General features: G+C 70.8%; 24 protein-coding genes and 1 pseudogene. 17 read left to right on the forward strand and 8 right to left on the reverse strand.

Annotated features, from left to right (window positions below; all coding sequences use genetic code 11):
- Positions 1 to 173: 173 nt before the first annotated feature.
- Entirely contained in the window at positions 174 to 482 is a 309-nt protein-coding gene (locus tag ACWD3D_RS15215) for a hypothetical protein (protein ID WP_451461338.1), read from the forward strand.
- Between the two features lie 47 nt (positions 483 to 529).
- Here ACWD3D_RS15215 and ACWD3D_RS15220 read toward each other — a convergent pair.
- Positions 530 to 848, reverse strand: a pseudogene (locus tag ACWD3D_RS15220) (MerR family transcriptional regulator); the annotation flags it as partial.
- Positions 849 to 1,616: 768 nt separating this feature from the next.
- Here ACWD3D_RS15220 and ACWD3D_RS15225 point away from each other — a divergent pair.
- A complete protein-coding gene (locus ACWD3D_RS15225) occupies positions 1,617 to 2,093 on the forward strand; it encodes a C40 family peptidase (RefSeq protein WP_387368812.1) in 477 nt (158 codons plus the stop codon).
- A gap of 106 nt (positions 2,094 to 2,199) precedes the next feature.
- On the opposite strand, the gene ACWD3D_RS15230 is transcribed toward ACWD3D_RS15225, so the two are convergent.
- Positions 2,200 to 2,631 (reverse strand): ATP-binding protein, encoded by a 432-nt coding sequence (locus ACWD3D_RS15230; RefSeq protein ID WP_451461339.1) that lies wholly within the window; start codon positions 2,629 to 2,631, stop codon positions 2,200 to 2,202.
- A gap of 201 nt (positions 2,632 to 2,832) precedes the next feature.
- Between ACWD3D_RS15230 and ACWD3D_RS15235 the strand changes: the two genes are divergently transcribed.
- Both ACWD3D_RS15235 and ACWD3D_RS15240 read left to right on the forward strand, forming a co-directional pair.
- Positions 2,833 to 3,696 (forward strand): helix-turn-helix domain-containing protein, encoded by an 864-nt coding sequence (locus tag ACWD3D_RS15235; RefSeq protein ID WP_451461340.1) that lies wholly within the window; start codon positions 2,833 to 2,835, stop codon positions 3,694 to 3,696.
- A gap of 70 nt (positions 3,697 to 3,766) precedes the next feature.
- Positions 3,767 to 3,979 carry a DUF397 domain-containing protein gene (locus ACWD3D_RS15240; protein WP_451461341.1) on the forward strand — a complete coding sequence of 71 codons (213 nt, stop codon included), beginning with the start codon at positions 3,767 to 3,769 and terminating at the stop codon, positions 3,977 to 3,979.
- Positions 3,980 to 4,011: 32 nt separating this feature from the next.
- Here the strand turns inward: ACWD3D_RS15240 and ACWD3D_RS15245 are convergent, their stop codons facing one another.
- Positions 4,012 to 5,160: an 8-amino-7-oxononanoate synthase gene (locus ACWD3D_RS15245; protein ID WP_451461342.1), complete on the reverse strand. Its 1,149-nt coding sequence runs from the start codon at positions 5,158 to 5,160 to the stop codon at positions 4,012 to 4,014.
- Between the two features lie 144 nt (positions 5,161 to 5,304).
- Between ACWD3D_RS15245 and bioB the strand changes: the two genes are divergently transcribed.
- Genes bioB through bioD form a run of 3 tightly spaced genes read left to right on the forward strand, consistent with a single transcriptional unit; the run spans position 5,305 to position 8,631 of the window.
- Positions 5,305 to 6,579 carry a biotin synthase BioB gene (gene bioB, locus ACWD3D_RS15250; RefSeq protein ID WP_451461343.1) on the forward strand — a complete coding sequence of 425 codons (1,275 nt, stop codon included), beginning with the start codon at positions 5,305 to 5,307 and terminating at the stop codon, positions 6,577 to 6,579.
- Positions 6,572 to 7,942 (forward strand): adenosylmethionine--8-amino-7-oxononanoate transaminase, encoded by a 1,371-nt coding sequence (locus tag ACWD3D_RS15255; RefSeq protein ID WP_451461344.1) that lies wholly within the window; start codon positions 6,572 to 6,574, stop codon positions 7,940 to 7,942. Before bioB ends, ACWD3D_RS15255 begins: the two co-directional genes overlap by 8 nt.
- 2 nt (positions 7,943 to 7,944) lie before the next feature.
- The gene (gene bioD, locus ACWD3D_RS15260; protein ID WP_451461345.1) at positions 7,945 to 8,631 is read left to right on the forward strand and encodes a dethiobiotin synthase; all 687 of its coding nucleotides are present in this window, start codon (positions 7,945 to 7,947) and stop codon (positions 8,629 to 8,631) included.
- A 52-nt stretch (positions 8,632 to 8,683) separates the two neighbouring features.
- Here bioD and ACWD3D_RS15265 read toward each other — a convergent pair whose 3' ends face one another.
- Both ACWD3D_RS15265 and ACWD3D_RS15270 read right to left on the reverse strand, forming a co-directional pair.
- Positions 8,684 to 9,097: a fic family toxin-antitoxin system, toxin component gene (locus tag ACWD3D_RS15265; RefSeq protein ID WP_451461346.1), complete on the reverse strand. Its 414-nt coding sequence runs from the start codon at positions 9,095 to 9,097 to the stop codon at positions 8,684 to 8,686.
- Between the two features lie 299 nt (positions 9,098 to 9,396).
- Positions 9,397 to 9,972: a CGNR zinc finger domain-containing protein gene (locus ACWD3D_RS15270; RefSeq protein WP_451461347.1), complete on the reverse strand. Its 576-nt coding sequence runs from the start codon at positions 9,970 to 9,972 to the stop codon at positions 9,397 to 9,399.
- Between the two features lie 83 nt (positions 9,973 to 10,055).
- Between ACWD3D_RS15270 and ACWD3D_RS15275 the strand changes: the two genes are divergently transcribed.
- Together ACWD3D_RS15275 and ACWD3D_RS15280 are read left to right on the forward strand one after the other, a co-directional pair.
- Positions 10,056 to 10,511: a carboxymuconolactone decarboxylase family protein gene (locus ACWD3D_RS15275; protein ID WP_451461348.1), complete on the forward strand. Its 456-nt coding sequence runs from the start codon at positions 10,056 to 10,058 to the stop codon at positions 10,509 to 10,511.
- A 95-nt stretch (positions 10,512 to 10,606) separates the two neighbouring features.
- Positions 10,607 to 11,545 carry a phosphotriesterase family protein gene (locus tag ACWD3D_RS15280; protein WP_451461359.1) on the forward strand — a complete coding sequence of 313 codons (939 nt, stop codon included), beginning with the start codon at positions 10,607 to 10,609 and terminating at the stop codon, positions 11,543 to 11,545.
- An 81-nt stretch (positions 11,546 to 11,626) separates the two neighbouring features.
- On the opposite strand, the gene ACWD3D_RS15285 is transcribed toward ACWD3D_RS15280, so the two are convergent.
- Positions 11,627 to 11,842 (reverse strand): antitoxin, encoded by a 216-nt coding sequence (locus tag ACWD3D_RS15285; protein WP_451461349.1) that lies wholly within the window; start codon positions 11,840 to 11,842, stop codon positions 11,627 to 11,629.
- A 200-nt stretch (positions 11,843 to 12,042) separates the two neighbouring features.
- Here ACWD3D_RS15285 and ACWD3D_RS15290 point away from each other — a divergent pair, with 200 nt between their 5' ends.
- From ACWD3D_RS15290 to mug, 6 genes are all read left to right on the forward strand, one after another.
- Positions 12,043 to 12,483 carry a GNAT family N-acetyltransferase gene (locus ACWD3D_RS15290; protein ID WP_451461350.1) on the forward strand — a complete coding sequence of 147 codons (441 nt, stop codon included), beginning with the start codon at positions 12,043 to 12,045 and terminating at the stop codon, positions 12,481 to 12,483.
- Between the two features lie 307 nt (positions 12,484 to 12,790).
- On the forward strand, positions 12,791 to 14,131 hold the full coding sequence (locus ACWD3D_RS15295) for a hemolysin family protein (RefSeq protein WP_451461351.1): 1,341 nt from the start codon (positions 12,791 to 12,793) through the stop codon (positions 14,129 to 14,131).
- Positions 14,128 to 15,147, forward strand: coding sequence for a hemolysin family protein (locus ACWD3D_RS15300; RefSeq protein ID WP_451461352.1), 1,020 nt, complete (start codon positions 14,128 to 14,130; stop codon positions 15,145 to 15,147). The genes ACWD3D_RS15295 and ACWD3D_RS15300 overlap by 4 nt, the downstream gene beginning before the upstream one ends.
- 225 nt (positions 15,148 to 15,372) lie before the next feature.
- Positions 15,373 to 16,221, forward strand: coding sequence for an SGNH/GDSL hydrolase family protein (locus ACWD3D_RS15305; RefSeq protein WP_451461353.1), 849 nt, complete (start codon positions 15,373 to 15,375; stop codon positions 16,219 to 16,221).
- A gap of 201 nt (positions 16,222 to 16,422) precedes the next feature.
- A complete protein-coding gene (gene purB / locus ACWD3D_RS15310; RefSeq protein WP_328723013.1) occupies positions 16,423 to 17,865 on the forward strand; it encodes an adenylosuccinate lyase in 1,443 nt (480 codons plus the stop codon).
- Positions 17,866 to 17,887: 22 nt separating this feature from the next.
- Entirely contained in the window at positions 17,888 to 18,442 is a 555-nt protein-coding gene (gene mug / locus ACWD3D_RS15315; RefSeq protein WP_451461354.1) for a G/U mismatch-specific DNA glycosylase, read from the forward strand.
- Between the two features lie 222 nt (positions 18,443 to 18,664).
- Here mug and ACWD3D_RS15320 read toward each other — a convergent pair whose 3' ends face one another.
- Positions 18,665 to 19,408, reverse strand: coding sequence for an ABC transporter permease (locus ACWD3D_RS15320; protein ID WP_451461355.1), 744 nt, complete (start codon positions 19,406 to 19,408; stop codon positions 18,665 to 18,667).
- A 2-nt stretch (positions 19,409 to 19,410) separates the two neighbouring features.
- Complete coding sequence (locus tag ACWD3D_RS15325; RefSeq protein ID WP_451461356.1) at positions 19,411 to 20,343, reverse strand: ATP-binding cassette domain-containing protein; 933 nt, start codon at positions 20,341 to 20,343, stop codon at positions 19,411 to 19,413.
- 108 nt (positions 20,344 to 20,451) lie between these two features.
- Here ACWD3D_RS15325 and ACWD3D_RS15330 point away from each other — a divergent pair, with 108 nt between their 5' ends.
- Positions 20,452 to 21,624 carry a sensor histidine kinase gene (locus ACWD3D_RS15330; protein WP_451461357.1) on the forward strand — a complete coding sequence of 391 codons (1,173 nt, stop codon included), beginning with the start codon at positions 20,452 to 20,454 and terminating at the stop codon, positions 21,622 to 21,624.
- Between the two features lie 4 nt (positions 21,625 to 21,628).
- A complete protein-coding gene (locus tag ACWD3D_RS15335; RefSeq protein ID WP_451461358.1) occupies positions 21,629 to 22,279 on the forward strand; it encodes a response regulator transcription factor in 651 nt (216 codons plus the stop codon).
- Positions 22,280 to 22,442 lie beyond the last annotated feature (163 nt).

Genomic DNA, 22,442 nt, shown 5'->3' on the forward strand with positions numbered 1-22,442 from the left:
CTCCGCGCCGCCGTCACGGCCCCGGCCGGGGCCGGGGCCGGGGCCGACGACATCGACCGCGACCCGCCCCCGACGCCCGATCCGCCCGTGCCCACTCCCGTCCGGCCCCGGATCGGGGAACCCCGCCCACCCGCACCCCGCCCACGCGCCACGCCCCACGAGGTGAAGCCCCGATGCAGCCCCCGGAGTTGCCGCCGTTGCCCGCGCTCACCCGCGCGGAAGCGGAGTTCATCGACCGCTATCTCGCCGTCCTGGACCAGATGGGCCGGATCAACCCCGCCCGGGGCAGCGACACCTACGGAGCGCTCCGGGCGGCACAGGCGCTGGCCTCGCACGCGGCAGCGCTGCGGGACGCCCTCGCACTGATGCACGAGCGGGGGGAGGCGCAGATCCACACCGCCACGTTGACGCGGGCGCTGAGGGCACTGGACGGGGAGCGGCGGGCGGGACGGGTCGCCGTACCGCCCCAGTCGGGGAGTTGACGCCACGGGGTGGGCGCCGGTCCGGGGCCGGGGCCGGTGTCCGTTCGGGCGACGAGAAGGCGGGGGCCGAGATCTCCGGCATCGAGGCCGGCGAGGTCGCCGTCGTGTTCGGCCCAGCGGCCGGAGCCGAGGGCGTCATCGAGGCTTCGTACCGCCCGCAGCTCGGCCGCCGGCCCGACTCCCGTCCACACCGACATCGCACGGCGCACGTGATCCTCCGTCCGGATACGCCCCCGGTCGGCGTCGGTACGCCTCGTGCAAGCCGTCGGCGCAGTCCCAGGGGACGGGCATCGGTTCGGCGCGGGCGCCGATCGCTTCTGCCGTCCTCGCGAGTGAGGGGAACTCCGCCAGGACGCCGACGAACTCGCGCTCACCCCGGCCAGTCGGGCCACGCGCCCTTCGGTCCAGTGATCCTTCACGGCACCCACGGTGCGGCCTGACGCCACGTGAGGGTCAAGGACCGCACCCGTCGACGGCGGGGGCCGGTCGGTGGCCTTCGCCGCCCGCGGCGGAGACCCGGCGGGGCAGAAGCCCTCGGACCGGCCAGGCCGGGGTCGACCGGGCAGGACCGGTCGGCGGGACCGGCCAGGCCGGGGCCGGGGCCCATGCGCGGGACCAGACCGATTCGCCCTGTCACCCCGGCGACACTCCGTAACGAATATCCGATATTCCGCCCGTTCGGCGCAGGGGTTCCACCCCTCGAACCGCTCCCCCGGTTTGCGCTCCCCGGGGTTCTCCCCTTGCGCGAAGTACCGCACTCCGCAAGGTCGGTGAAGGTGCTCCTGGTGTGCGCCCCTGGCCGCACGGGACACTCCCCCACTCTCCCGGCGCAACGTCGGCCGACCGTACTGACTTCCTCTGCCACCTCGAAAATCCCGCGCGGCCTGGGTGAAGATCCGTGGGACGACAAGCCCCCGCCACCCTGACGGGGCGGTCCGCGCGGACGCCGAGTCCTGCCGCCGAGCGGATGACGGGTCGACAGGAGTGGATCGGCAGGAGTGGAGGACCCGAGCACAACGGGCCGGCCGGGCAACCGGACGTCCCTCGGGGTGAAGCCGCATCGCGCGGCCGGGCGACTTCGCCAGCCCGAACCCGACAGGTCATCCTTCACAGGCGGCTGACGAAGGGTTGCGCATGACTGCGCAGGTTCATGTCCCGTCTCTGCTCACCCGGGCCGGTACCGCCTCGGTCCTCACTCTGGCCCTCAGCTCGACGATGCTGGCCCCCGGCCTGGTGTCCGACGCCGAGGCCGCCACCACCGCCCGTGCGTCGAAGGCGCTCCGGATCGCCGCGTCGAAGAAAGGCTCCCCCTATCAGTGGGGTGCCACCGGGCCCCGCAGGTTCGACTGCTCCGGGCTGACGCTCTACTCGTTCAAGAGGGTCGGCAAGAAGCTGCCCCGTACGGCGCAGCAGCAGTACAACAAGACCCGCCACATCACTTCCTCCCAGCGCAGGAAGGGTGATCTGGTCTTCTTCCACAGTGGTCGCAGCGTCTACCACGTGGGCATCTACGCCGGTAACGGCAAGATCTGGCACTCCCCGAAGACCGGTTCCGTGGTGAGGCTGGAGCGCATCTGGACGAAGCGGGTCTGGTACGGACGGGTGCGCTGACGGGCACCGGACCCGAGCCGCCGCCGCAGGGCAGCCGGCCCGGACGCGGCGACACGCGACGACACCGCCGGGTCGCGTGTCCGCCCCGTCCGGGCCTGGCGCGAGGTCAGCCCCGTACCGGCACCGACCAGGGCAGCGCGACCCACACGGTCTTGCCGCCTTCCTCGGTGGGGGTGACGCCGAACCCCCCGCCGCACTCCTTGGCCAGCGCTCTGATGATGGCCAGGCCGCGCCCGTTGTCCTGTTGCACGGCCGCAGGCAGCCGTCTGGGCCACCGGGGGTGGCTGTCGGTCACCTCCAGTCGCAGTTCCTCGTCGCGGTCGAGCACCAGCCGCACCGTGAACGTGGGTGACTGGCCGAGTGTGTGCAGGACCGCGTTGGTGGTGAGTTCCGAGACGATCAGCAGGATCGTCCCGGCGTCCTCCGTGTCGTCGTGCATGCCCCACTCCGCGAGTACGCGGGCCACGTGTCTGCGGGCCGCGGACACCGACACCGGATCGCTCGGCAGGGTGACATGTGCTTCCTGATGGTCTGCCATGGCGACGCCGTCCCTTTCCGCCCGGGCGACCCCTATCGGCCCGGATTGTGCCTGGCGTCAGAGTGCCACCGCAGGAGCCCATGCAGGCACGATCTGCCGAGATATGCATATATCTATCGCTCAATGCGGTGAACTCCGGCTCACGGAAGCTCGAACATTCGGCACACTTGTCTCCAGGCCGACCGGCGGAAGGAGACCGGAATGGGCAACGGCCCCGTCGTGCGCCGTCGCAAGCTCGGTGAGGAGTTGCGGAGTCTGCGCCACTCGTCGGGACTCACGAGCCGGCAGGCGGCATCGCTGCTCGGCTGGCACCAGTCGAAGGTGAGCAGGATCGAGACGGGGGCGAGCGGGGTGTCCCCGGCCGATGTCGGCCGCCTGCTCGACGCGTACGCCGTCGCCGACCCCGAACTGCGCACCCTGCTCTCGGCGCTGGCAGGATCGGCGGACGGCCGTGATACGGGCTGGTGGCACGCCTACCGGGGCGTCATTCCGCCGCAGTACCGCGATTTCATCGCTCTGGAGGCCCAGGCCGAGACGGCCAGGACCCTGGAGACCTCGGTGGTTCCCGGACTGCTCCAGACCGCCGACTACGCACGGTCGGTCACCGAGTCCGCGCTGGACGGGATACCGGGGGCGCATCTGGACGCTTTGGTCGAAGTACGGCTGGCCCGCCAGTCGGTGCTGCGGTGCGACGCCCCGCTCGAACTGACCGCTGTGCTCGACGAGGCGGTGCTGCGGCGCGAGGTGGGCGGGCGGCGCGTGATGCGGGCCCAGCTGGACCATCTCGCGGAGATGACGGAACTCCCGCACGTGCGTATTCAGTTGGTCCCGTTCAGCGCCGGGGGGTACGTCGGCCTGACCGGACCGTTCGTCATCTTCTCCTTTCCGACAACTTCCGCACTGGATGTGGTCGTTCTTGACCACTTGACGCGTAGTCACTATCTGGAGCGGAAAGAAGATCTGGAGGCGTACGGTTCCGCTTTCCGCACCATGCGGGGGCGTGCGCTCTCTCCCGAGCGGTCGAGGGACCTCATCACGGCCATCGGCCGCGAGGGGCGGCCGTGACGAACCACCGCGGGCCCGGCCGGACAGAGCGGGACGGTCCCGCAGACGTCCACCGATCCGAAGGAGCACCATGGCCGACCGTCCGTCACCGCCCACCTCACCGTGGCGCCGCAGCAGTCGCAGCACCGGTATGAACAACTGCGTGGAGACAGCGTTACGAGGCCCGGGCCTGCTGTCCGTACGCGATTCCAAGGCCACGGACCGGGGCCGGTTGTCCTTCTCCACACCCGCCTGGAGGGCGTTCGTCTCGGGCCTCGGGGACCCGGGCGAGGACGTGCGCTGAGGGCGTTCCGCGCGTACGTCCTCGCCCACCGGTCAGGCGGCGCCCCTCGGAGCCGTACGGACGATCGTCTCCAGGGCGGAGTCGACACGTTCGTCCGTCAAATCGGCCCGGGCGGTGAGCCGCAGACGCGAGACACCGTCCGGGACCGACGGCGGGCGGAAGCAGCCCACCGCGATCCCGGCCTCCCGGCAGTCGGCCGCCCAACGGACGGCCGACTCGGGGGAAGGCGCCCGTACCGACACCACTGCGGCGTCCGGGCGCGCCGCGCGCAGCCCCGCCCCGGTCAGCCGTTCGTGCATCCGGGCGGCCACCTCGCGCGCCCGGGCCGCGCGTTCCGGCTCCCTGCGCAGCACCGTGAGGCTCGCGAGCGCGGCGCCCGCGGCGGCGGGGGCGAGTCCGGTGTCGAAGATGAACGTGCGGGCCGTGTTGACGAGATGACGGATCACCCGCGCGGGTCCCAGGACCGCGCCACCCTGGCTGCCCAAGGACTTGGAGAGGGTGAGCGTGGCCACGAGCCCCTCGTCCCCCGCCAGCCCGCAGGCGGCCGGGGCGCCACGTCCACCGGCTCCGAGCACCCCGAGACCGTGGGCGTCGTCGACGAGCAGCCCGGCGCCCGCGCTCCGGCAGACGTCGGCGAAGGCGGCCAGTGGGGCCGCGTCCCCGTCGACGGAGAACACCGAGTCGGTGACCACCAGGGCCGGCCCGCGGTGGGACTCCAGGGCCTTCTCGACAGCCTCCGGGTCCGCGTGCGCCACCACCTCCGTCCTCGCGCGCGCCAATCGGCAACCGTCCACGATCGATGCGTGGTTGGAGGCGTCGGAAACGATGAGGCCCTCCGCGCGGGAGAGAGCGGTGAGGGCGGCCAGGTTCGCCGCGTAGCCGGAGGAGAACACCAGGGCGGCCTCGAAGCCGCAGAAGTCGGCGAGTTCGTACTCCAGTTCCTCGTGGAGAACGGTGGAGCCGGTGACCAGGCGTGAACCCGTGGCGCCCGCGCCCCACTTCCGCGCGGCGCCGGCCGCCGCCTCGGTCACCTCGGGGTGCCGGGTGAGCCCGAGGTAGTCGTTGCTCGCGAGGTCCAGCACCTCGGTGGCGGCGGGCCGCGGGCGCAGCGTACGGACGAGTCCGGCGGCGGCACGGCGGCCGGACTCCTCCTCTGTCCAGTCGAACGGGGAGAAGGCCATCGGGGGGTCCCTTTTGTAGGCAGCTCACAGAGCGTAGCCGGGGGCGCAGCCGGTCATGGTGTGGCAATACACACACACCCTCCCCCTCTCTGCTGTCGGGTTCCTCCTTGGCCGATGGCCGTGGAGTGCGTCAGGATCGACGCCATGGACCTGTTGAGCACACTGGTGGACAAGGGGCTGCGGCGCGAACTGCCGACCCGTGATGAGGCACTCGCCGTGCTGGCGACCTCCGACGACGAACTGCTCGACGTGGTGGCCGCGGCGGGCAGAGTGCGTCGGCAGTGGTTCGGGCGCCGGGTGAAGCTGAACTATCTGGTCAACCTCAAGTCGGGGCTGTGCCCGGAGGACTGCTCCTACTGCTCGCAGCGGCTCGGCTCCGAGGCGGGCATCCTCAAGTACTCCTGGCTGAAGCCCGAAGAGGCGTCACGCGCGGCAGGCGCGGGGGTGGCCGGAGGTGCGAAGCGGGTCTGTCTGGTGGCGAGCGGCCGGGGCCCCACCGACCGGGACGTGGACCGGGTCTCCCGGACCATCGAGGCGATCAAGGACCAGCACGAGGGCGTCGAGGTGTGCGCCTGTCTGGGCCTGCTCTCCGACGGGCAGGCGGAGAGGCTGCGTTCGGCGGGTGCGGACGCGTACAACCACAACCTCAACACCTCCGAGGCCACCTACGGCGACATCACCACCACCCACACCTACGCCGACCGAGTGGAGACCGTGCGCCACGCCCAGGGGGCGGGGCTGTCCGCCTGCTCCGGGCTGATCGCGGGCATGGGCGAGAGCGACGAGGACCTGATCGACGTGGTCTTCGCCCTCCGTCAACTCGACCCCGACTCCGTGCCGGTGAATTTCCTGATCCCGTTCGAGGGCACTCCGCTCGCCAAGGAGTGGAATCTGACGCCCCAGCGGTGCCTGCGGATTCTGGCGATGGTCCGGTTCGTCTGCCCGGACGTGGAGGTGCGGCTCGCCGGTGGCCGGGAGGTGCATCTGCGGTCGATGCAGCCGCTCGCGCTGCACCTGGTCAACTCGATCTTCCTGGGCGACTATCTGACCAGTGAGGGGCAAGCGGGCCAGGCCGATCTCGACATGATCGCCGACGCCGGGTTCGAGGTGGAGGGTGCGGACACCACGACGTTGCCCGGCCACCGTGCGGCGGCCGGCGCGGGCACCGGATGCGGGGCGCACAAGGACTCCGGCGGCGGGGCGGAAGCAGGTGGCGGCTGCGGCGGCGGGGCGGAAGCAGGTGGCGGCTGCGGGACCGAAGCGGGTGGCGGCTGCGCTCCCTGCGGCGGACCGGCCGTGGCGGTGGAAGCGACGGCGGACGTCCCGTCGAAGGAGCAGGTGGCTGCCGCGGCGGCGCGTACGGACCTGGTGGCCGTGCGCCGGCGGGGTGCGGGGACGGATCTCGCTCCGAATGCCTGACGCGTACGTCGAGGGGCCGGCCCGCTCCGCCGGGCCGGCCCCGGACCTCCCCCGAGCCCCGTCGTCCGCGTTGACGCCCGCCCGGCTGCGGTCCCTCGACCGGGCACACGTCTGGCACCCCTACGGGCCGATGCCCGGACGGCAGGAGCCGCTGATCGTGGAGTCGGCCTCCGGTGTCCGGCTGAGACTCGCGGAACCCGTCGAAGGGCAGCGGGAACTGGTCGACGGGATGTCCTCCTGGTGGTCCGCGGTGCACGGCTACAACCACCCGGTCCTGAACGCGGCGGCGCACACACAACTGGGACGGATGAGCCATGTGATGTTCGGCGGGCTCACCCATGAGCCGGCCGTGCGGCTGGCCGCCCGGCTGGTGGAGATCACCCCCGCCCCCCTCCAGCACGTCTTCCTGGCCGACTCGGGTTCCGTCTCCGTCGAGGTGGCGGTGAAAATGTGCCTGCAGTACTGGCGATCCGCCGGCCGACCCGCCAAACAGAGGCTCCTGACCTGGCGCGGCGGCTACCACGGCGACACCTGGCAGCCGATGTCCGTATGTGATCCCGAGGGCGGGATGCACGAACTCTGGTCAGGGGTCCTGCCTCGGCAGATCTTCGCCGACGCCCCGCCGGACGGTTTCGACGCGGAGATCGACGAGGCTTACGCGGGACATCTGCGCGAGCTGATTGCCCGTCATGCCCATGAGCTGGCTGCGGTGATCGTCGAGCCCGTCGTCCAGGGCGCCGGGGGAATGCGGTTCCACTCGCCCGGCTATCTGCGGGTACTCAGGGAGGCGTGCGACGCGCACGGCGTCCTGCTCGTCCTCGACGAGATCGCGACCGGATTCGGCCGCACAGGGCGGCTGTTCGCCGCGGAGCACGCCGGGATCGCCCCGGACGTGATGTGCGTCGGCAAGGCGCTGACCGGCGGCTACCTCACGATGGCGGCGACCCTGTGCACGACGAAGGTGGCCGAGGGCATCTCGCGCGGCGAGGTACCGGTGCTGGCGCACGGCCCGACCTTCATGGGCAACCCGCTCGCGGCGGCGGTCGCCTGCGCCTCCGTGGACCTGCTGCTCGGCCAGGACTGGCAGGGCGAAGTGGCGCGGATCGGCGCGGGGTTGCGGACCGGTCTCGCGGGGGCCGCCGGGCTGCCGGGGGTCGCGGACGTGCGGGTGCTGGGTGCGATCGGGGTCGTCCAGCTCGACCACGAGGTGGACATGGAGGTGGCGACCCGTGCGGCGGTGCGCGAGGGCGTATGGCTGCGGCCGTTCCGGGACCTCGTGTACACGATGCCGCCGTACGTGACGGACGACGAAGACGTGGCACGGATCTGCCGTGCTGTGTGCGCCGCGGCGCGGGAAGGATGACCATGACCATTCTGGTGGTGTCGGGCACGGGCACCGAGATCGGCAAGACGATCGTGACCGCGGCCGTGGCGGTCGCTTCGGGCGGCCGGGTCGCGGTGCTCAAGCCCGCGCAGACCGGTGTCGCCCCGGGAGAGAACGGTGACGCGGCCGAAGTGGTACGGCTGGCAGGCAGCGAGGTGACGGCGGTCGAACTGGCCCGCTATCCGGAGCCGTTGGCGCCCGCGACGGCCGCCCGGCGCTGCGGACTCGCGCCCGTGCGCCCGTACGAGATCGCCGACGCCGCGCGGAAACTCGCGACGGAGCACGACCTGGTACTGATCGAAGGGGCGGGCGGGCTGCTCGTACGGTACGACGACGACGGGGCCACGCTGGCGGACGCGGCACGGCTGCTGGAGGCGCCTGTGCTGCTGGTGGCGGCGGCCGGCCTGGGCACGCTGAACTCCACCGCCCTGACGGCGGAGGCGCTCCGGGCCCGGGGACTCCTGTGCCCCGGGGTGGTGATCGGCAGCATGCCCTCCGACCCGGATCTGGCCACACGGTGCAACGTGGAGGACCTCCCGGTCGCCGCGGGCTCTCCGCTCGTGGGCGTGCTGCCGGCCGGCGCGGGGGCGCTGCGGCCTGCCGACTTCCGCGCACAGGCGCCGACTTGGCTCGCACCGGAGCTGGGCGGGGTGCGCGGGGCCGACTGATTCCGGTGCCGGGGCATCCCTCCTCCGACTCGTCGGGCGTCGGGCGTCGGGCTCAGCCGCACCAGTCGTGCAGCTCGTCCGCGATGTCGCGTACGCCGGCCTTGCCTTCCTTCACCAGACGGGCGAGGTCGCGCACGCGGTCGGGGGAGGTCCTTACGGGGAGCCCGGAGGCGATCAGGTAGCCGTATGCCACGGCGGAGGCGAACATCGCGTTGGAGTGCTCCAATGCCGGCACATGCAGCAGGAGTTGGAGCAGCGAGGCGGCGCGTGCGTGGGGGCTGGCGTAGACCGGGCTGCCGAAGATCTCCGCCTCGTGCCGGCTGACGGCGGCGACGAGGGCGCCCCAGTCGGCGACGTGCGGATCTCCCGGCGTCCGGTGCTCGGCCACCATGAGCAGCCAGGAAAGATCGATGCGCAGGGTCTCGGGACCGGGTGACGGTGATTCGGGTGACTCGTCGTGTTCCATGCAGAGAGACCGTCTCGTGAAGGGGAAGGCGCCCGGTCCGCGCGCGGGGAACCCGTCGGTTCCGGACTCAGTATTCCTCAGGGCCGGGTGCGGAGCGAACCCCCGCCGCGTGGTTCGTCCGCGGCTCCGTCCCGTCGGCCGGGGCTCCCGGGTGGCCTCGGGCGCCGACAGCCCGTCAGCTGTCTGCGGCCTTGTCGGCTCCGCGTGCTCGCGGGTCCGGCAAACTGAGGCGACGGGGACCGGGTTCGCGTGCGGGAGCCTCCGGTCACCGGTGTTCACACCGTCAGGTCGGGGTGAATTCAGGAGGCGCCGACGTCGCGGGACGCCGCCAGCCGGGCACGATGCGCGCGGACCCTGCCTCGACTGGCGCACGACGGGGAAGGGCACCAACGGCGGCGACCGGCCGGATCGGTGAAAACGCCACGGCAGTCGTCCTCGGGGCAGATCTTGAGCCCGTCCCGGTCGACGCCTGTGAGATGGTCCACGGCCTGCACGGCGATACGACGGAGGGCACCGTCGGCGCCTGCCGGGGGACGACGGCGCAGGCGGTCACCGCCGGTCAGTTCCACCCGGTCGTCGGCGCCGAGAAAGTCGACCAGCTCCGCGATCGCCTCCGTGGGAGGGGTGCGGTCCTGGACGGTGGCGAAGGCCAGAGTGCGCAGGCATTCCCGTAGTCGCCACGCGCCCACCAGGTCGTCGTGGGTCACCTCGCGGCTCGGTGCCAGCCCACTCGCCCGGAGCCATTCGGCCAGTCGCTCCACCGAGTCGAGGCGCTCGACCGGGTGGCTGCCGAAGGCGCGGCCCCGGGTGGCAAGCAGATTGAGCCAGGTCGCCCCGCAGTCGAAGCGGAAGTCGTACGGGTCTTCGGTCACCATGCCCCACAGCGTAACGCCTGAGTCGTTACCTCTGCTAGCTTCGTAACGCCTGGACCGTTACATCCTTGACGAGGAGATCACCCATGCCCTCTTCCGGCCCTGCCCGCATCACCCCTCTCACCGAGCGGCTGACGCCCGCCGTCCTCGACCGCGAAGAGGGCTATCGGACACTCGACACCCTCCAGGACTCCGCGACCCAGTCGCTCTTCCCCTGGCTGGAGGATGTGGCTCCAGGATTTCCCGATTACCTGATCACCACCCTTTTCGGCGGCACCTATCAACGCCCCGCACTGTCCCCGCGCGAGCGCCAACTGGCGAACTTGGCGGCACTGACCGCACTCGGAGGCGTCGATCCTCAACTCGCCGGACAGGTCGCGACCTCACTGCGGGTGGGCCTGACGCCCGAGAAGGTGGTCGAGGTCTTCGTCCACCTGGCGCCTTACGTCGGCGTACCCAAGGCACTGGCGGGGCTCCGGGTCGCCGTCGCGGCCCTGGACGACGCCGCACCGCGCGGTACGGAGCGGGGCGAGTCCCGGTGATCGGTAAGGCGGACACCACGGCCGGCGGCGGGGCCGGGGGCACGGACACGGGGGCCGGGGCAGAGGGCGGGGCCGGGGCCGAGGCCGGGGAGGCCGTGAGGACCGTGCTCGGCGACATCCCCCCGGGTGATCTCGGCGTCTGCGACGCCCATGACCATCTGTTCCTTCGCAGTCCGCGTCTGCCCGGCGAGGAACTCGACGACGTGGACGCGGCGCGGGCCGAACTCGGCTCCTTCGCACGGGGCGGCGGACGGGCCGTGGCGCAGTGGACACCTTGGGGCCTGGGGCGGCGGATGTCCGCCCTCCCCGCACTCTCCCGCGCCACCGGCGTCCACCTGATCGCGGCCACCGGCCTGCATCAGGCGAAGCACTACCGGGACGCACGGTTCCCCCACGGCGTGGAGGAGCTGACGGACCTGTTCGTCAGGGAGCTCACCCGCGGCCCGGTGCGAGCGGGCCTGATCAAGGTGGCCGGGTCCTTCCACCGCCTGGACGCGCACGCCCGCCGGACGATGGCCGCCGCCGCCGGCGCGCACCACGCGACCGGTGCACCGGTCGGCGTTCACCTGGAGGGTGGCACCGCCGCCCTGGACACCCTCGACTTCCTCTGCGCGGTCCACGGAGTCCCGGCCCACCGAGTGATTCTCGGCCACCTGCTCCGGTATCCGGACCCGGCCGTCCATCTGCGCGCCGCCGAAGCCGGGGCATTCCTCGCGTTCGACGGGCCGTCCAGGGCGCACCACGCCGGCGACTGGCGGCTCTACGAGTGCGTGACCACCCTCGTCGGCGCCGGTTACACCGACCGCGTGCTGCTCGGTGGTGACACCGTGACGGCCTCCGCGCGCGCGACGGCGGACGGGCCGGGGATGCGCCACCTCCTGGACGGAATCCGGGGGCGTATCGCTCGGGAGGCAGGTGCGGACGTCGCGCACGCGATGTTCGTGAGCAACCCCGCCAGGGCCTTCGCGGCCCACTGGCGCGCTCCGACAGCGGGCGCACCGGACACCGAACCCGACGCCGAACATACCCTCTGATCCGGGCGTCCGGGCCTGCGCGAGGCTCGGAACCGACCGGCCTGCGACGGGTTCGGCGACCGGGCGCAGCAGCCGTCGTATTCAGCGCGCGACGCGCTCCGTACCGAATTCCTCGGCGAAGACCGATTCGTACCGCTGCATGAAGTCGGCTGCCGCTTCCACGAAGGCGCGCCCCGCGTCCTCCGTGCCGGGTTCCGGGCGCTCCGCCGGAGTGCGGGTCGCGGCCACCCTCCTCCGCCGTGCGGCCTCGTCCGCGACGGCCTGGTCCACTCGGGAGTTCAGCTGGGCTCTGGGCATCTGTCCAAGCTAGCGCCGCCCGGTCCGCCCGGGCAAGGGGACCGGACTGCGCCCCGCCCTGAGCTGCGGGCCGACCACCCGCGGCATCTTCGTCCGCCAGGCACCCACGTCCTTCGGGCAGCCATCACGACATCGTCCGAAGGTGGCGGAACAGTCAATTTCGCTCGACTCCCACTGCTCGCCGGTGGTGGGATTCACTCATGAGTGATCTTTCGACGCATGACCTTTCGATACGCACCGCCACCCCCGCCGATCTGGACGAGGTGCTCACCTTCTGGAAGGAGGCCGCCGAGGGGACGAGCATCAGCGACGACCGGGACGGGATCGCGCGACTCGTGGAACGGGACCCCGAGTGCCTCCTGCTCGCGGAACGCGACGGCCTGCTCGCGGGGACGGTGATCGCCGGTTTCGACGGCTGGCGCTGCCACCTCTACCGGCTCGCCGTCCATCCGGAGCAGCGTCGCCGCGGTGTGGCCACCGCACTGCTGTCGGCCGCGGAGGAACGCTTCGTACGCCTCGGCGGGCGGCGCGGGGACGCGATGGTCCTCGACGACAACGAGCGCGCCCAGCATGCCTGGCGCGCGTCGGGGTACGAACGGGAGTCCCGGTGGAGCCGCTGGGTGAAGCCCTTGTCCCGCTGACCGTTCCCCGTACGAGAGGGAGCGGGGCGGCCCAGGGGCGGCCCCCACGCCACTTTGCCGATCCTTTACTATGTCAGTCCGCTTGATCCGCACAGTGATTCCAGTACGGCCACCGCAACCGGGACCAGCACCACAACCGGCACGAGGGCCTGTATGGCGATCGGCGTGCCGATCGGGATTCGATCCCCTGTCGAGAAAGGTGTGAGCGTCCGCCCATGGGCGAGCCTCCCAGTAGCCGAACCCGCCGTTGTCGCGGACATCGCGCGATCCTCCACCCGCTGCCCGATCATGGGACGGAGGTGAACCGATGACCGAAGTGCTTCTGCTGCTCGTGGCCGTGCTGCTCTCGATCGCCTGCGGCGCCTTCGTCGCCGCCGAGTTCTCCCTGACCACGGTGGAGCGCGGCGACCTCGAACGAGCTGTCCAGCGGGGCGAGCGGGGCGCGGCCGGCGCTCTCAAGGCCGTCCGCAGCCTCACTTTCCAGCTCTCCGGGGCGCAGCTCGGTATCACCGTCACCAACCTGGTGGTCGGCATGCTCTCCGAGTCGTCGATCGCCAAACTCATCCGTGGGCCACTGGTCGCGATCGGGCTCTCCCCGAGCCTGTCGCGGTCGGTCGCGCTGGTCCTCGGCACCGCTCTGTCCACGGTGGTCCTGATGGTGGTGGGTGAACTCGTCCCCAAGAACTGGGCGATCTCCTCGCCGCTGAAGGTCGCCAAGGCGGTCGCCACTCCTCAACGAGCCTTCACCGCGGTCTTCCGTCCCTTCATCAGCCATCTCAACAACACCGCCAACCGCATCCTGCGCCGCTTCGGCCTCGAGCCGGCCGAGGAACTGGCCTCCGCCAGGAGCCCGCAGGAGCTGGCAGCCCTGGCACGCCACTCCGCGAAGGAGGGGGCACTGGAGGCGGACACCGCCGAACTGTTCGTCCGCACCCTCAATCTGGCCGAGCTCACCGCCGAGAACGTCATGACGCCCCGGGTCCAGGTCACCGCGCTGGACCTGCAGGCGACCGCCGAGGACGTCGCGAACGCGACCCGGGCGACCGGGCTGTCCCGCTTCCCGGTCTACCGCGGCAGCCTGGACTCGGTCGTGGGTGTCGCGCACATCAAGGACGTCCTCGCGGTGCCCGCGGACCAGCGGCCCCGCAAGAGCGTCTCCGACCTGCTGCGCGAGCCCCTCCTCGTACCCGAGACCCTCGGCGTCGACAAGCTGCTCGACCGCCTCTCCGGCCGCAAGCTCGCCATGGCCGTCGTGATCGACGAGTACGGCGGCACGGCCGGTGTGGTGACCCTGGAGGACATCGTCGAGGAGGTCGTCGGCGAGGTGCGCGACGAGCACGACCCTCACGAAACGCCCGATCTGGCACCCGCCGGGGAGGACGCGGACGGCCGCACTCTCTGGTCGGCCGACGGCGCGGCGCGCACCGACCAGCTCCGCACGATCGGTCTGCGCGCTCCGGACGGTCCGTACGAGACCCTCGCCGGGCTCGTCGCCAACGAGGTCGGGCGCATCCCCCGGGAAGGGGACAGAGTCGAACTGGCAGGGTGGCGGATCGACGTCGTGGATGCCTCCGGACGCCGCGCCGCACGCGCCCTGCTACACGCACCGCTCCCCGGTGAGGACCCCCTGACGGAGGATGCCCGATGACCGTTCTCCAGCTCTTCATCGGTCTGCTGACACTGGTCGTGAACGCGTTCTTCGTGGGCGCGGAGTTCGCCCTCATCTCGGTGCGCCGGAGCCAGATCGAACCGGCCGCCGAAGCCGGTGACCGACGGGCCCGCAGCGTGCTCTGGGGCCTGGAACACGTCTCGGCACTGCTCGCCGCGGCCCAGCTCGGCATCACCCTCTGTACCCTGGTGCTGGGCATCGTCGCCGAGCCTGCCATCGCCCATCTGCTGGAGCCCGTGTTCGACGCGGTCGGAGTGCCGCACGGCCTGGTGCACCCGCTCTCGTTCGTCATCGCGCTGACAGTGGCGACCTATCTCCACATGCTGCTCGGCGAGATGGTTCCCAAGAACGTCGCGCTGGCCGACCCGGCGAAGGGCGCGCTGCTGCTCGGCCCGCCGCTGGTGGCGCTGGCGAGGGGGCTGCGCCCCGTGATCTTCGCGATCAACGCGTTCGCCAATCTGCTGCTGAAGCTCCTGCGGGTGGAGACGAAGAACGAGGTCTCCGCGACGTTCTCGGACGACCAGCTGGCGTTGCTGGTGAGGGACTCCGGGGACGCGGGGCTGGTGGACGACCGGTCGGCCGAGCGGCTGCGCCACGCCCTGGAACTCGGCAGCCGCCCCGTCCGGGACGTGGCCATGCCGATCGCCCAGATGGTCTGCACCCCGGTCGGCACGACCCCCGAGGAGCTGGAGCGGCTCTCGGCCGAATCCGGATACTCGCGCTTCCCCGTGATGGACGGCGAGCAGCGGATACTCGGCTACCTCCACGTCAAGGACGCCTTGGACGCGGCACCGCGCGATGTGCCGTTCCCGGTCTCCGCGATGCGCCCCATCGCCCGGGTACGGGCGGCGGCACCGCTCGACGACGTACTGACCGCGCTCCGGCGCAGCCGTACGCACCTCGCGGCGGTACTGGACGACGACGGCCGGCTGGTCGGCACGGTCACCATGGAGGACGTGCTGCGCGAGCTCGTCGGACGGCCGCGGTCCGGCTGACCGGGCAGCCGCACCCGCCAACCGGTCGGAGCCGGCGCACGCGACGGGGTGCGGGGCGCGGCTCTGCGCGCGGCATCCGCGTGGTGCGGATGCCCCTCGGGTCCGACGCCACGGGCGGCCCTGTGGCCCTGTGGCCCCACGGTCTGCGGGGTGCAGGGCCTCGAGACGGTCGGCGCACGCTGCCGAAGCGGGCAGCTCCGGCCTCCGCGATACGATCACTGAGCCATGGAAATGAATGCCTCTTACACCAGTCTCGTCGCGATCGGTGACTCGTTCACCGAGGGCATGTCGGACCTTCTGCCCGACGGTACGTACCGGGGCTGGGCCGATGTTCTCGCCTCCAGGCTGGCGGCTCGCTCCCCCGGCTTCCGGTACGCCAACCTGGCCGTCCGGGGCAAGCTGATCGGTCAGATCGTCGACGAGCAGGTGGAATCCGCCGCGGCGCTGCAGGCGGACGTGGTGACGCTCGTCGGCGGCCTCAACGACACTCTCCGCCCCAACTGCGACATGGGCATGGTGCGGGGACGGCTCGAGGAGGCGGTGGAGCGACTCGCACCGTCGTGCAAGACGCTCGTGCTGATGCGCAGCCCCGGACGGAACGGTCCGGTACTGGACCGCTTCCGTCCGCGCATGGAGGAACTGTTCACGCTGGTGGACGATCTGGCGGGCCGGCACGGCGCGGTGGTCGCCGACCTCTACGGGGCGCCGTCGCTGGGCGACCCCCGGTTGTGGGACATCGACCGGCTCCATCTGACCGCGGAAGGGCACAGCAGGGTCGCCGAGGCGGTCTGGCAGACGCTGGGGCTGCCCGCCGAGAGCGACTGGAGAATCCCCATGGAGACGGCAGCGCAGGTGCGCTGGAGTACCCGCCGGATCGAGGACGTCCGCTTTGCGAGGCAGCATCTGGCTCCCTGGATCGGGCGCCGACTCACCGGCCGGTCCTCGGGCGACGGCCGCGTCGGCGCCCAGTTCGACGCGGCCTCCGGGCGCGCTTTCTGGATCACCCCGGCGAATCCCGCCGACCCCGGTCCGGTGACCTCTTGGCTCCGGTGCGACGAGTCGCGGGACGTGTAGGGCGCACCGCTGTCGCGCGGCCCCGGGGGACACACGGTAGGGACATGGGTTCGACCAAGGACCCCATGTCCCGGCCCAGCGACGCGGCCCTGAAGGCGGCGTCCGCCCGCGTGTATACGGAAAGGTGACCCTCGTCTCGTAGCAAGCCACAAACGGGTCCCCGGCGTCGACCTGCACAAACCGCCAGTAGAATCCCTTCATGTGACTGCTGTGTCTGCGAAGCCTCGCATCCCCAATGTCCTTGCCGGCCGCTACGCCTCCACGGAGCTGGCCGTTCTCTGGTCCCCCGAGCAGAAGGTGAAGCTGGAGCGTCAGCTGTGGCTGGCGGTGCTGCGTGCTCAGAAGGACCTCGGGATCGAGGTACCCGACTCGGCGCTCGCCGACTACGAGCGCGTTCTCGACCAGGTCGACCTCGCCTCCATCGCCGAGCGCGAGAAGGTCACCCGCCACGACGTGAAGGCCCGCATCGAGGAGTTCAACGCCCTCGCCGGCCACGAGCAGGTCCACAAGGGCATGACCTCCCGTGACCTCACCGAGAACGTCGAGCAGCTCCAGATCCGTCTCTCCCTGGAGCTCATGCGGGACCGCACCGTGGCAGTGCTGGCGCGGCTCGGCAAACTCGCGGGCGAGTACCGGGAGCTCGTCATGGCGGGCCGGTCCCACAACGTTGCCGCACAGGCCACCACGCTCGGCAAGCGGTTCGCGACCGGCGCCGACGAGCTCCTCGTCGCCTACGGGCGTCTGGAAGAGCTGCTCGGCCGCTACCCCCTCCGCGGCATCAAGGGCCCGGTCGGGACCGCGCAGGACATGCTGGACCTGCTGGGTGGCGACACCGCCAAGCTCGCGGACCTGGAACAGCGCATCGCGGGCCACCTGGGCTTCGCCAACGCCTTCACCTCTGTCGGCCAGGTCTACCCGCGCTCCCTCGACTACGACGTGGTGACCGCCCTCGTCCAGCTGGCTGCCGCTCCTTCGTCCATCTCCAAGACGATCCGCCTCATGGCGGGGCACGAACTGGTGACGGAGGGCTTCAAGCCCGGCCAGGTCGGCTCGTCCGCGATGCCGCACAAGATGAACACCCGGTCCTGCGAGCGTGTCAACGGCCTCATGGTCATCCTGCGCGGCTACGCCTCGATGACCGGCGAGCTGGCCGGCGACCAGTGGAACGAGGGTGACGTCTCCTGCTCGGTGGTACGCCGCGTGGCGCTGCCGGACGCCTTCTTCGCCTTCGACGGCCTGCTGGAGACCTTCCTGACGGTCCTGGACGAGTTCGGCGCCTTCCCTGCCGTCGTGGCGCGTGAACTCGACCGGTACTTGCCGTTCCTGGCGACCACCAAGGTCCTCATGGGCGCGGTGCGGGCCGGTGTCGGCCGCGAGGTCGCACATGAGGCGATCAAGGAGAACGCGGTTGCTTCGGCTCTCGCGATGCGGGAGCAGGGAGCGGAGCGGAACGAGCTTCTGGACAAGCTGGCGGCGGACGAGCGCATCCCGCTGGACCGCGAGCAGTTGGACGCCCTGATGGCGGACAAGCTGTCGTTCACGGGGGCCGCCGGTGACCAGGTCACCACCGTGGTCAACCGGATCGAGGCCATCGTCAAGGAGCACCCCGCAGCCGCCGGATACACCCCCGGTTCGATTCTCTGACCAGCTGCGCCGTTCTTCTGCCGTGACACCCGAAGAGTTGGCTGCCGCCCGCGACCGCGTCGTCCCCGATGTGGTCGCGGGTGGTATGCGTGTGCTGTTCTGCGGCATCAATCCCAGCCTCATGACCGCCGCGACCGGCTACCACTTCGCGCACCCCGGTAACCGTTTCTGGCCGGTGCTCCATCTTTCCGGCTTCACCCCTCGCAGGCTGTCCCCGGCCGAACAGGGTGAGCTGCCCTCCTACGGACTCGGCATCACCAATGTCGTCGCGCGGGCCACCGCCCGGGCCGACGAGCTGACCGCCGAGGAGTACCGCGCGGGCGGACAGATCCTGGTCGAGAAGACCGGGCGTCTGCGACCTCGGTGGCTGGCGGTCGTCGGCGTGACGGCCTACCGGACGGCCTTCGGGGAGCGCCGAGCCCAAATCGGCCCGCAGGAACGGACCATTGGCGGTGCCCGCGTCTGGGCTCTTCCCAACCCAAGCGGACTGAACGCGCATTGGACCGTCGACTCGATGGCCGAGGAGTACGCCCGTCTCCGTGAGGCTGTGGAAGCTGCTGCACCGGGCTGCGGCTGAGGCGGCTGCTGTGCCTCCGGAAGTCCTGTCAGTGTCAGGCCCCCTCGGCCCCTGCTCGCACCTTCCGCCCATTCGTCTTCGGTTCCCTCGCCTTCGTTTACCTCGCCTTCGGTTACCTCGTCTTCAGGTCCTTCGCCGTCACGCATGGCTGCCGTACCTCCACGCTCGCTCGCAGCCGCGCGGTCGGCACCCTGCTCACGGACCAGGCAAGCCGCGTGGACATCAGACGTCCCGGGTACGTATCGCCCACCAACCGGCGAGCAGCGCGACTGCCGTCCAAGCAGCGGTCACCGCCAGCCCGGTCCAGGGGCCGAGGCTGCCCACCGGGTTCTCGTGCAGGATCAGCTGGCCCGCCCGGTCGGGCAGGAGGTCAGCCGCTCCTGAGGCCATGTCTCCCACGACGAACGAGACGATCAGAATGAACGGCACGAGGATGCTCATCACCACGACCGCGCTCCGGAGCAACGCCGTCAGACCTGCCGCGAGCAGGGCCATGAGCGCGAGATAGACGCCACTGCCCAGAACGGCTCGCAGCGCCCCGGGATGCCCCAGCCCGATCGCGAACTCCCCCATGAACAGCTGCCCCAGCAGAAAACTCACCAGGCCGGCCGCCTCCCCCACGATCAGAGCCGCCACGCCCACGACCACTGTCTTCGCGGCGTAGAAGAGGTCACGGCGCGGCACCGCGGTCAGGGACACCCGCAAGGCTCCGCCCACGAACTCGGAGGAGAAGGAGGTGGCGCCGAAGGCCATGGCAGCGATCTGCGCGAAGTTCAGCGTGTAGAAGGCGTTGAACACCGGATCGGCGTCGGGGTGGTTCATCTCCGCCTGCCCCACAGTGGCGGAAACGAGCACGGAGATGGCCACGGCGACCACGAACACCGCGGTCAGCGAGCCATGGACGGCGCGCACGGACCGCGCCTTGATCCACTCCGAACGCACGATTGCGACCGCTGCGTGCGACATGGTCATGCCTCCTTGGGCGAGGTGGGGGAAACTGCGGCGAATTCGGCGGCATCCGCCGTGAGATCGAGGTATGCCTCCTCCAGGGTGACCCGTTCCTCCACGAGCTCCAGGAGAGGGATGTGCCGGGACGCGGCCAGAGCACCGATCTCATCGGCACGGGCCCCGTCGATCCAACACACCCCGCCTCCCGTGTCGGTGGCGTCGTATCCGCTGTCGATCAGGGCGGCCCGGAGTGGTGCTCCTACGGCGGCCCGCACCCGCACTCTGGGACGACTGCGCGACGCGAGAAACCCTTCCGTGGACATGTCGGCGAGAAGCCTGCCCCCACCGAGAATGACCAGATGATCGGCGAAGGCTGCCGTCTCACTCATCAGATGACTGGACACCAGAACCGCGCGCCCTTCGCCGGCGAGCCGCTTCATCAGCTCACGGATCCAGACGATCCCCTCGGGATCGAGCCCGTTGGACGGCTCGTCCAGCATCACCGCCTCAGGATCTCCGAGCAGTGCGACAGCTATGCCCAGCCGTTGACGCATGCCGAGTGAGAACGTCTTGATCCGGCGAGTGGCGACGGATGCGAGGCCGGTCTCCTCCAGCACGGCCTCGACCCTTCGTCGCGAGATGCCGTTGCTCACAGCGAGGGCGAGCACGTGGTCGCGCGCGGTGCGCGATCCGTGCGCTGCTCCCGCGTCGAGCAGTGAACCGACCACCCGCAAGGGGTTGTCGAGCGTGGCATAAGCCCGTCCGCCCACGGTGGCGGTGCCACCGGAGGGGCGGTCCAGGCCGAGAATCACTCGCATCGTGGTGGACTTCCCCGCGCCGTTGGGACCGAGGAAACCCGTCACCCTGCCGGCCTCCGCACGGAAGGTGAGCCTGTCCACCGCTCGGGTGGATCCGTAGTCCTTCGTGAGCTGCTGCACATCGATACTGGTCATGTACTCAGCGTGGCTGCGGCGACCCTACGGCGTCCTCCCCCACCCGTGGGAATCCTCTCCCCCGTGCGGGGGAGGTACAGCGGGACGGGCACTGCCACCATTGCCCACATGCGCCGTCTACTCGCCCCGCTTGCCGCGCCAGTGACCTACAGTCGCTGGATCCATCTCGTCGCGCCGCTGGCTCTCGTAAGCGTGTGGCTCTTCGTCTCGCCCGGCGTGCCCTGGGAGCTCGCGCTGCTCGCAGTGCCCGTGGGTCTCCTCCCGGTGATGCGCATGGGGGAAGGGGTCCAGGCACAGCTGCTCCTCACGCCCGACGAGCGTGGCCGGGCCGATGCGACCGTCTCCGTCGCGCCTGCCACGACGTGGGGTGAGAAATGGCGGACCGTGCTCTGGCTGGAACTGCGCCTGCTGTTATGCATCGTCGTAGGTGTGGTCACCCTCTGGCTGCCCGCCACCTCGATCAGTTTCGTCGATGCGTTCCTGAGTGACGCCCCTGAGCGGGACGGCATATTCCAACTGATCGAACCCCACCCCTGGTACGGGGTGCTCGCTCCTCTGCCCATTCTTCTGCTGTTCGCGCTCGTCGTTCTCTGCGGACGGCTCTCGACGGCTGCCGCCCGCCGGCTGTTGGGGCCGTCGAGGACCGAGCGGATGTCGGCGCTGGAGGAACTCACGGAGCAACTCCTCGAGCGCAATCGCATCGCACGCGAACTCCACGACTCCATCGGCCACGCCCTGACGGTCTCGGTGGTGCAAGCGGGCGCCGCAATCACGGCGGACGACCCGGAGTTCACCCGGCGCGCGCTCGTCGCGATCGAGGAGACGGGCCGGGCCGCACTCGACGATCTGGAACGGGTACTCCGTGTGCTGCGCGAGCCGGGAGCCTCTGCCGATCGACGGCCGACTCTGATCGGAGTCGAGCAACTGCTCGACTCCGCGCGAAAATCCGGAGTCGCCGTGCACGCCGAGGTGACCGGGCGCATCGACCGCCTTCCCAACTCCTTGTCCCGGGAGGGTTACCGCATCCTGCAGGAATCACTCACCAACGCGCTGCGTCACGCGGGGCGGGTCCCCGTCCGCGTGCGTGTCGGCGTCGAAAGGGACCGCCTCGAACTCGATGTACGAAACCCGATGCCGGAGACCTCCCCCCGCTCGCCCCGGGGCCATGGACTGCAAGGGATGCGAGAACGCGCGAGGCTGCTGGGCGGGAGCGCGAAGGCCGGCCCGCACCAAGGCGAATGGCAGGTCCTCGTCACCCTGCCACTCCGAGGCGTGAGGTGATCCTGTGACGGTGAGCGTTCTTCTCGTCGACGACGAACCTCTCGTGCGGACGGGCCTGCGGGCGGTGCTGGAGTCGCAGCCGGACATCGTGGTGGCAGGGGAGGCAGCGGACGGCGCGGCAGTACTCCCCCTGGTCCGGCAGTTGCGGCCGGACGTGGTCGCCATGGACGTTCGGATGCCCCTGATGGACGGTATAGAGGCAACTCGGCTGCTGCTCCGCTCACTGACCGAACCCCCGAAAATCCTGGTGGTCACGACGTTCGAGAACGACGAGTACGTGTACGAGGCGCTGCGCGCAGGTGCGGACGGCTTCCTGCTCAAGCGCGCCCGGCCGATGGAGATCGTGAACGCCGTCCGGCTGGTGGCGGAAGGCGAGTCACTGCTCTTTCCCGCAGCCGTACGCCGGCTGGCTTCCGAGTACGGGACGAACAAGGCCCGAGCGGTGGTGGAACGGGCTGCACTCACCGACCGGGAGGCGGCCGTGCTCAGGTTGATGTGTCGGGGGCTGTCGAACGCGGAGATGGCGGCCAAACTGATGGTGGGCACCGAAACGGTGAAAACTCATGTCAGCGCGTTGCTGACCAAGCTCGGGGCCAGAGACCGTACCCAGGCCGTCATCACGGCCTACGAGTCGGGCTTCGTGGTCCCAGGCTGACAGCGGACGGGAACGGTCCGACCTCCCAGCCGTCCCAACCGCCCAAGACACCCACGCCGCCACAGTCGGCAGGCCGGCCAGCGCCCCTCAGCACCCCTGCACCCCGGCACCCGGCACCCGGCACCCGGCACCCGGCACCACGGGACCCGGCACCCGACCCCCG

The organism is Streptomyces sp. NPDC002690 (assembly GCF_053592415.1).

Bases quoted from the DNA above. Each gene is read 5' to 3' on its own strand.
- ACWD3D_RS15245 (WP_451461342.1), bottom strand. From the start codon at position 5,160: ATGGCCTTCTCCCCGTTCGACTGGACAGAGGAGGAGTCCGGCCGCCGT.
- ACWD3D_RS15230 (WP_451461339.1), bottom strand. From the start codon at position 2,631: ATGGCAGACCATCAGGAAGCACATGTCACCCTGCCGAGCGATCCGGTG.
- ACWD3D_RS15270 (WP_451461347.1), bottom strand. From the start codon at position 9,972: ATGGTGACCGAAGACCCGTACGACTTCCGCTTCGACTGCGGGGCGACC.
- ACWD3D_RS15320 (WP_451461355.1), bottom strand. From the start codon at position 19,408: ATGTCGCACGCAGCGGTCGCAATCGTGCGTTCGGAGTGGATCAAGGCG.
- ACWD3D_RS15330 (WP_451461357.1), top strand. From the start codon at position 20,452: ATGCGCCGTCTACTCGCCCCGCTTGCCGCGCCAGTGACCTACAGTCGC.
- ACWD3D_RS15285 (WP_451461349.1), bottom strand. From the start codon at position 11,842: ATGCCCAGAGCCCAGCTGAACTCCCGAGTGGACCAGGCCGTCGCGGAC.
- ACWD3D_RS15305 (WP_451461353.1), top strand. From the start codon at position 15,373: ATGGAAATGAATGCCTCTTACACCAGTCTCGTCGCGATCGGTGACTCG.
- ACWD3D_RS15300 (WP_451461352.1), top strand. From the start codon at position 14,128: ATGACCGTTCTCCAGCTCTTCATCGGTCTGCTGACACTGGTCGTGAAC.
- ACWD3D_RS15290 (WP_451461350.1), top strand. From the start codon at position 12,043: ATGAGTGATCTTTCGACGCATGACCTTTCGATACGCACCGCCACCCCC.
- ACWD3D_RS15240 (WP_451461341.1), top strand. From the start codon at position 3,767: ATGGCCGACCGTCCGTCACCGCCCACCTCACCGTGGCGCCGCAGCAGT.
- ACWD3D_RS15295 (WP_451461351.1), top strand. From the start codon at position 12,791: ATGACCGAAGTGCTTCTGCTGCTCGTGGCCGTGCTGCTCTCGATCGCC.
- ACWD3D_RS15215 (WP_451461338.1), top strand. From the start codon at position 174: ATGCAGCCCCCGGAGTTGCCGCCGTTGCCCGCGCTCACCCGCGCGGAA.
- ACWD3D_RS15325 (WP_451461356.1), bottom strand. From the start codon at position 20,343: ATGACCAGTATCGATGTGCAGCAGCTCACGAAGGACTACGGATCCACC.
- ACWD3D_RS15275 (WP_451461348.1), top strand. From the start codon at position 10,056: ATGCCCTCTTCCGGCCCTGCCCGCATCACCCCTCTCACCGAGCGGCTG.
- ACWD3D_RS15235 (WP_451461340.1), top strand. From the start codon at position 2,833: ATGGGCAACGGCCCCGTCGTGCGCCGTCGCAAGCTCGGTGAGGAGTTG.
- ACWD3D_RS15265 (WP_451461346.1), bottom strand. From the start codon at position 9,097: ATGGAACACGACGAGTCACCCGAATCACCGTCACCCGGTCCCGAGACC.
- bioB (WP_451461343.1), top strand. From the start codon at position 5,305: ATGGACCTGTTGAGCACACTGGTGGACAAGGGGCTGCGGCGCGAACTG.
- bioD (WP_451461345.1), top strand. From the start codon at position 7,945: ATGACCATTCTGGTGGTGTCGGGCACGGGCACCGAGATCGGCAAGACG.
- ACWD3D_RS15225 (WP_387368812.1), top strand. From the start codon at position 1,617: ATGACTGCGCAGGTTCATGTCCCGTCTCTGCTCACCCGGGCCGGTACC.
- ACWD3D_RS15255 (WP_451461344.1), top strand. From the start codon at position 6,572: ATGCCTGACGCGTACGTCGAGGGGCCGGCCCGCTCCGCCGGGCCGGCC.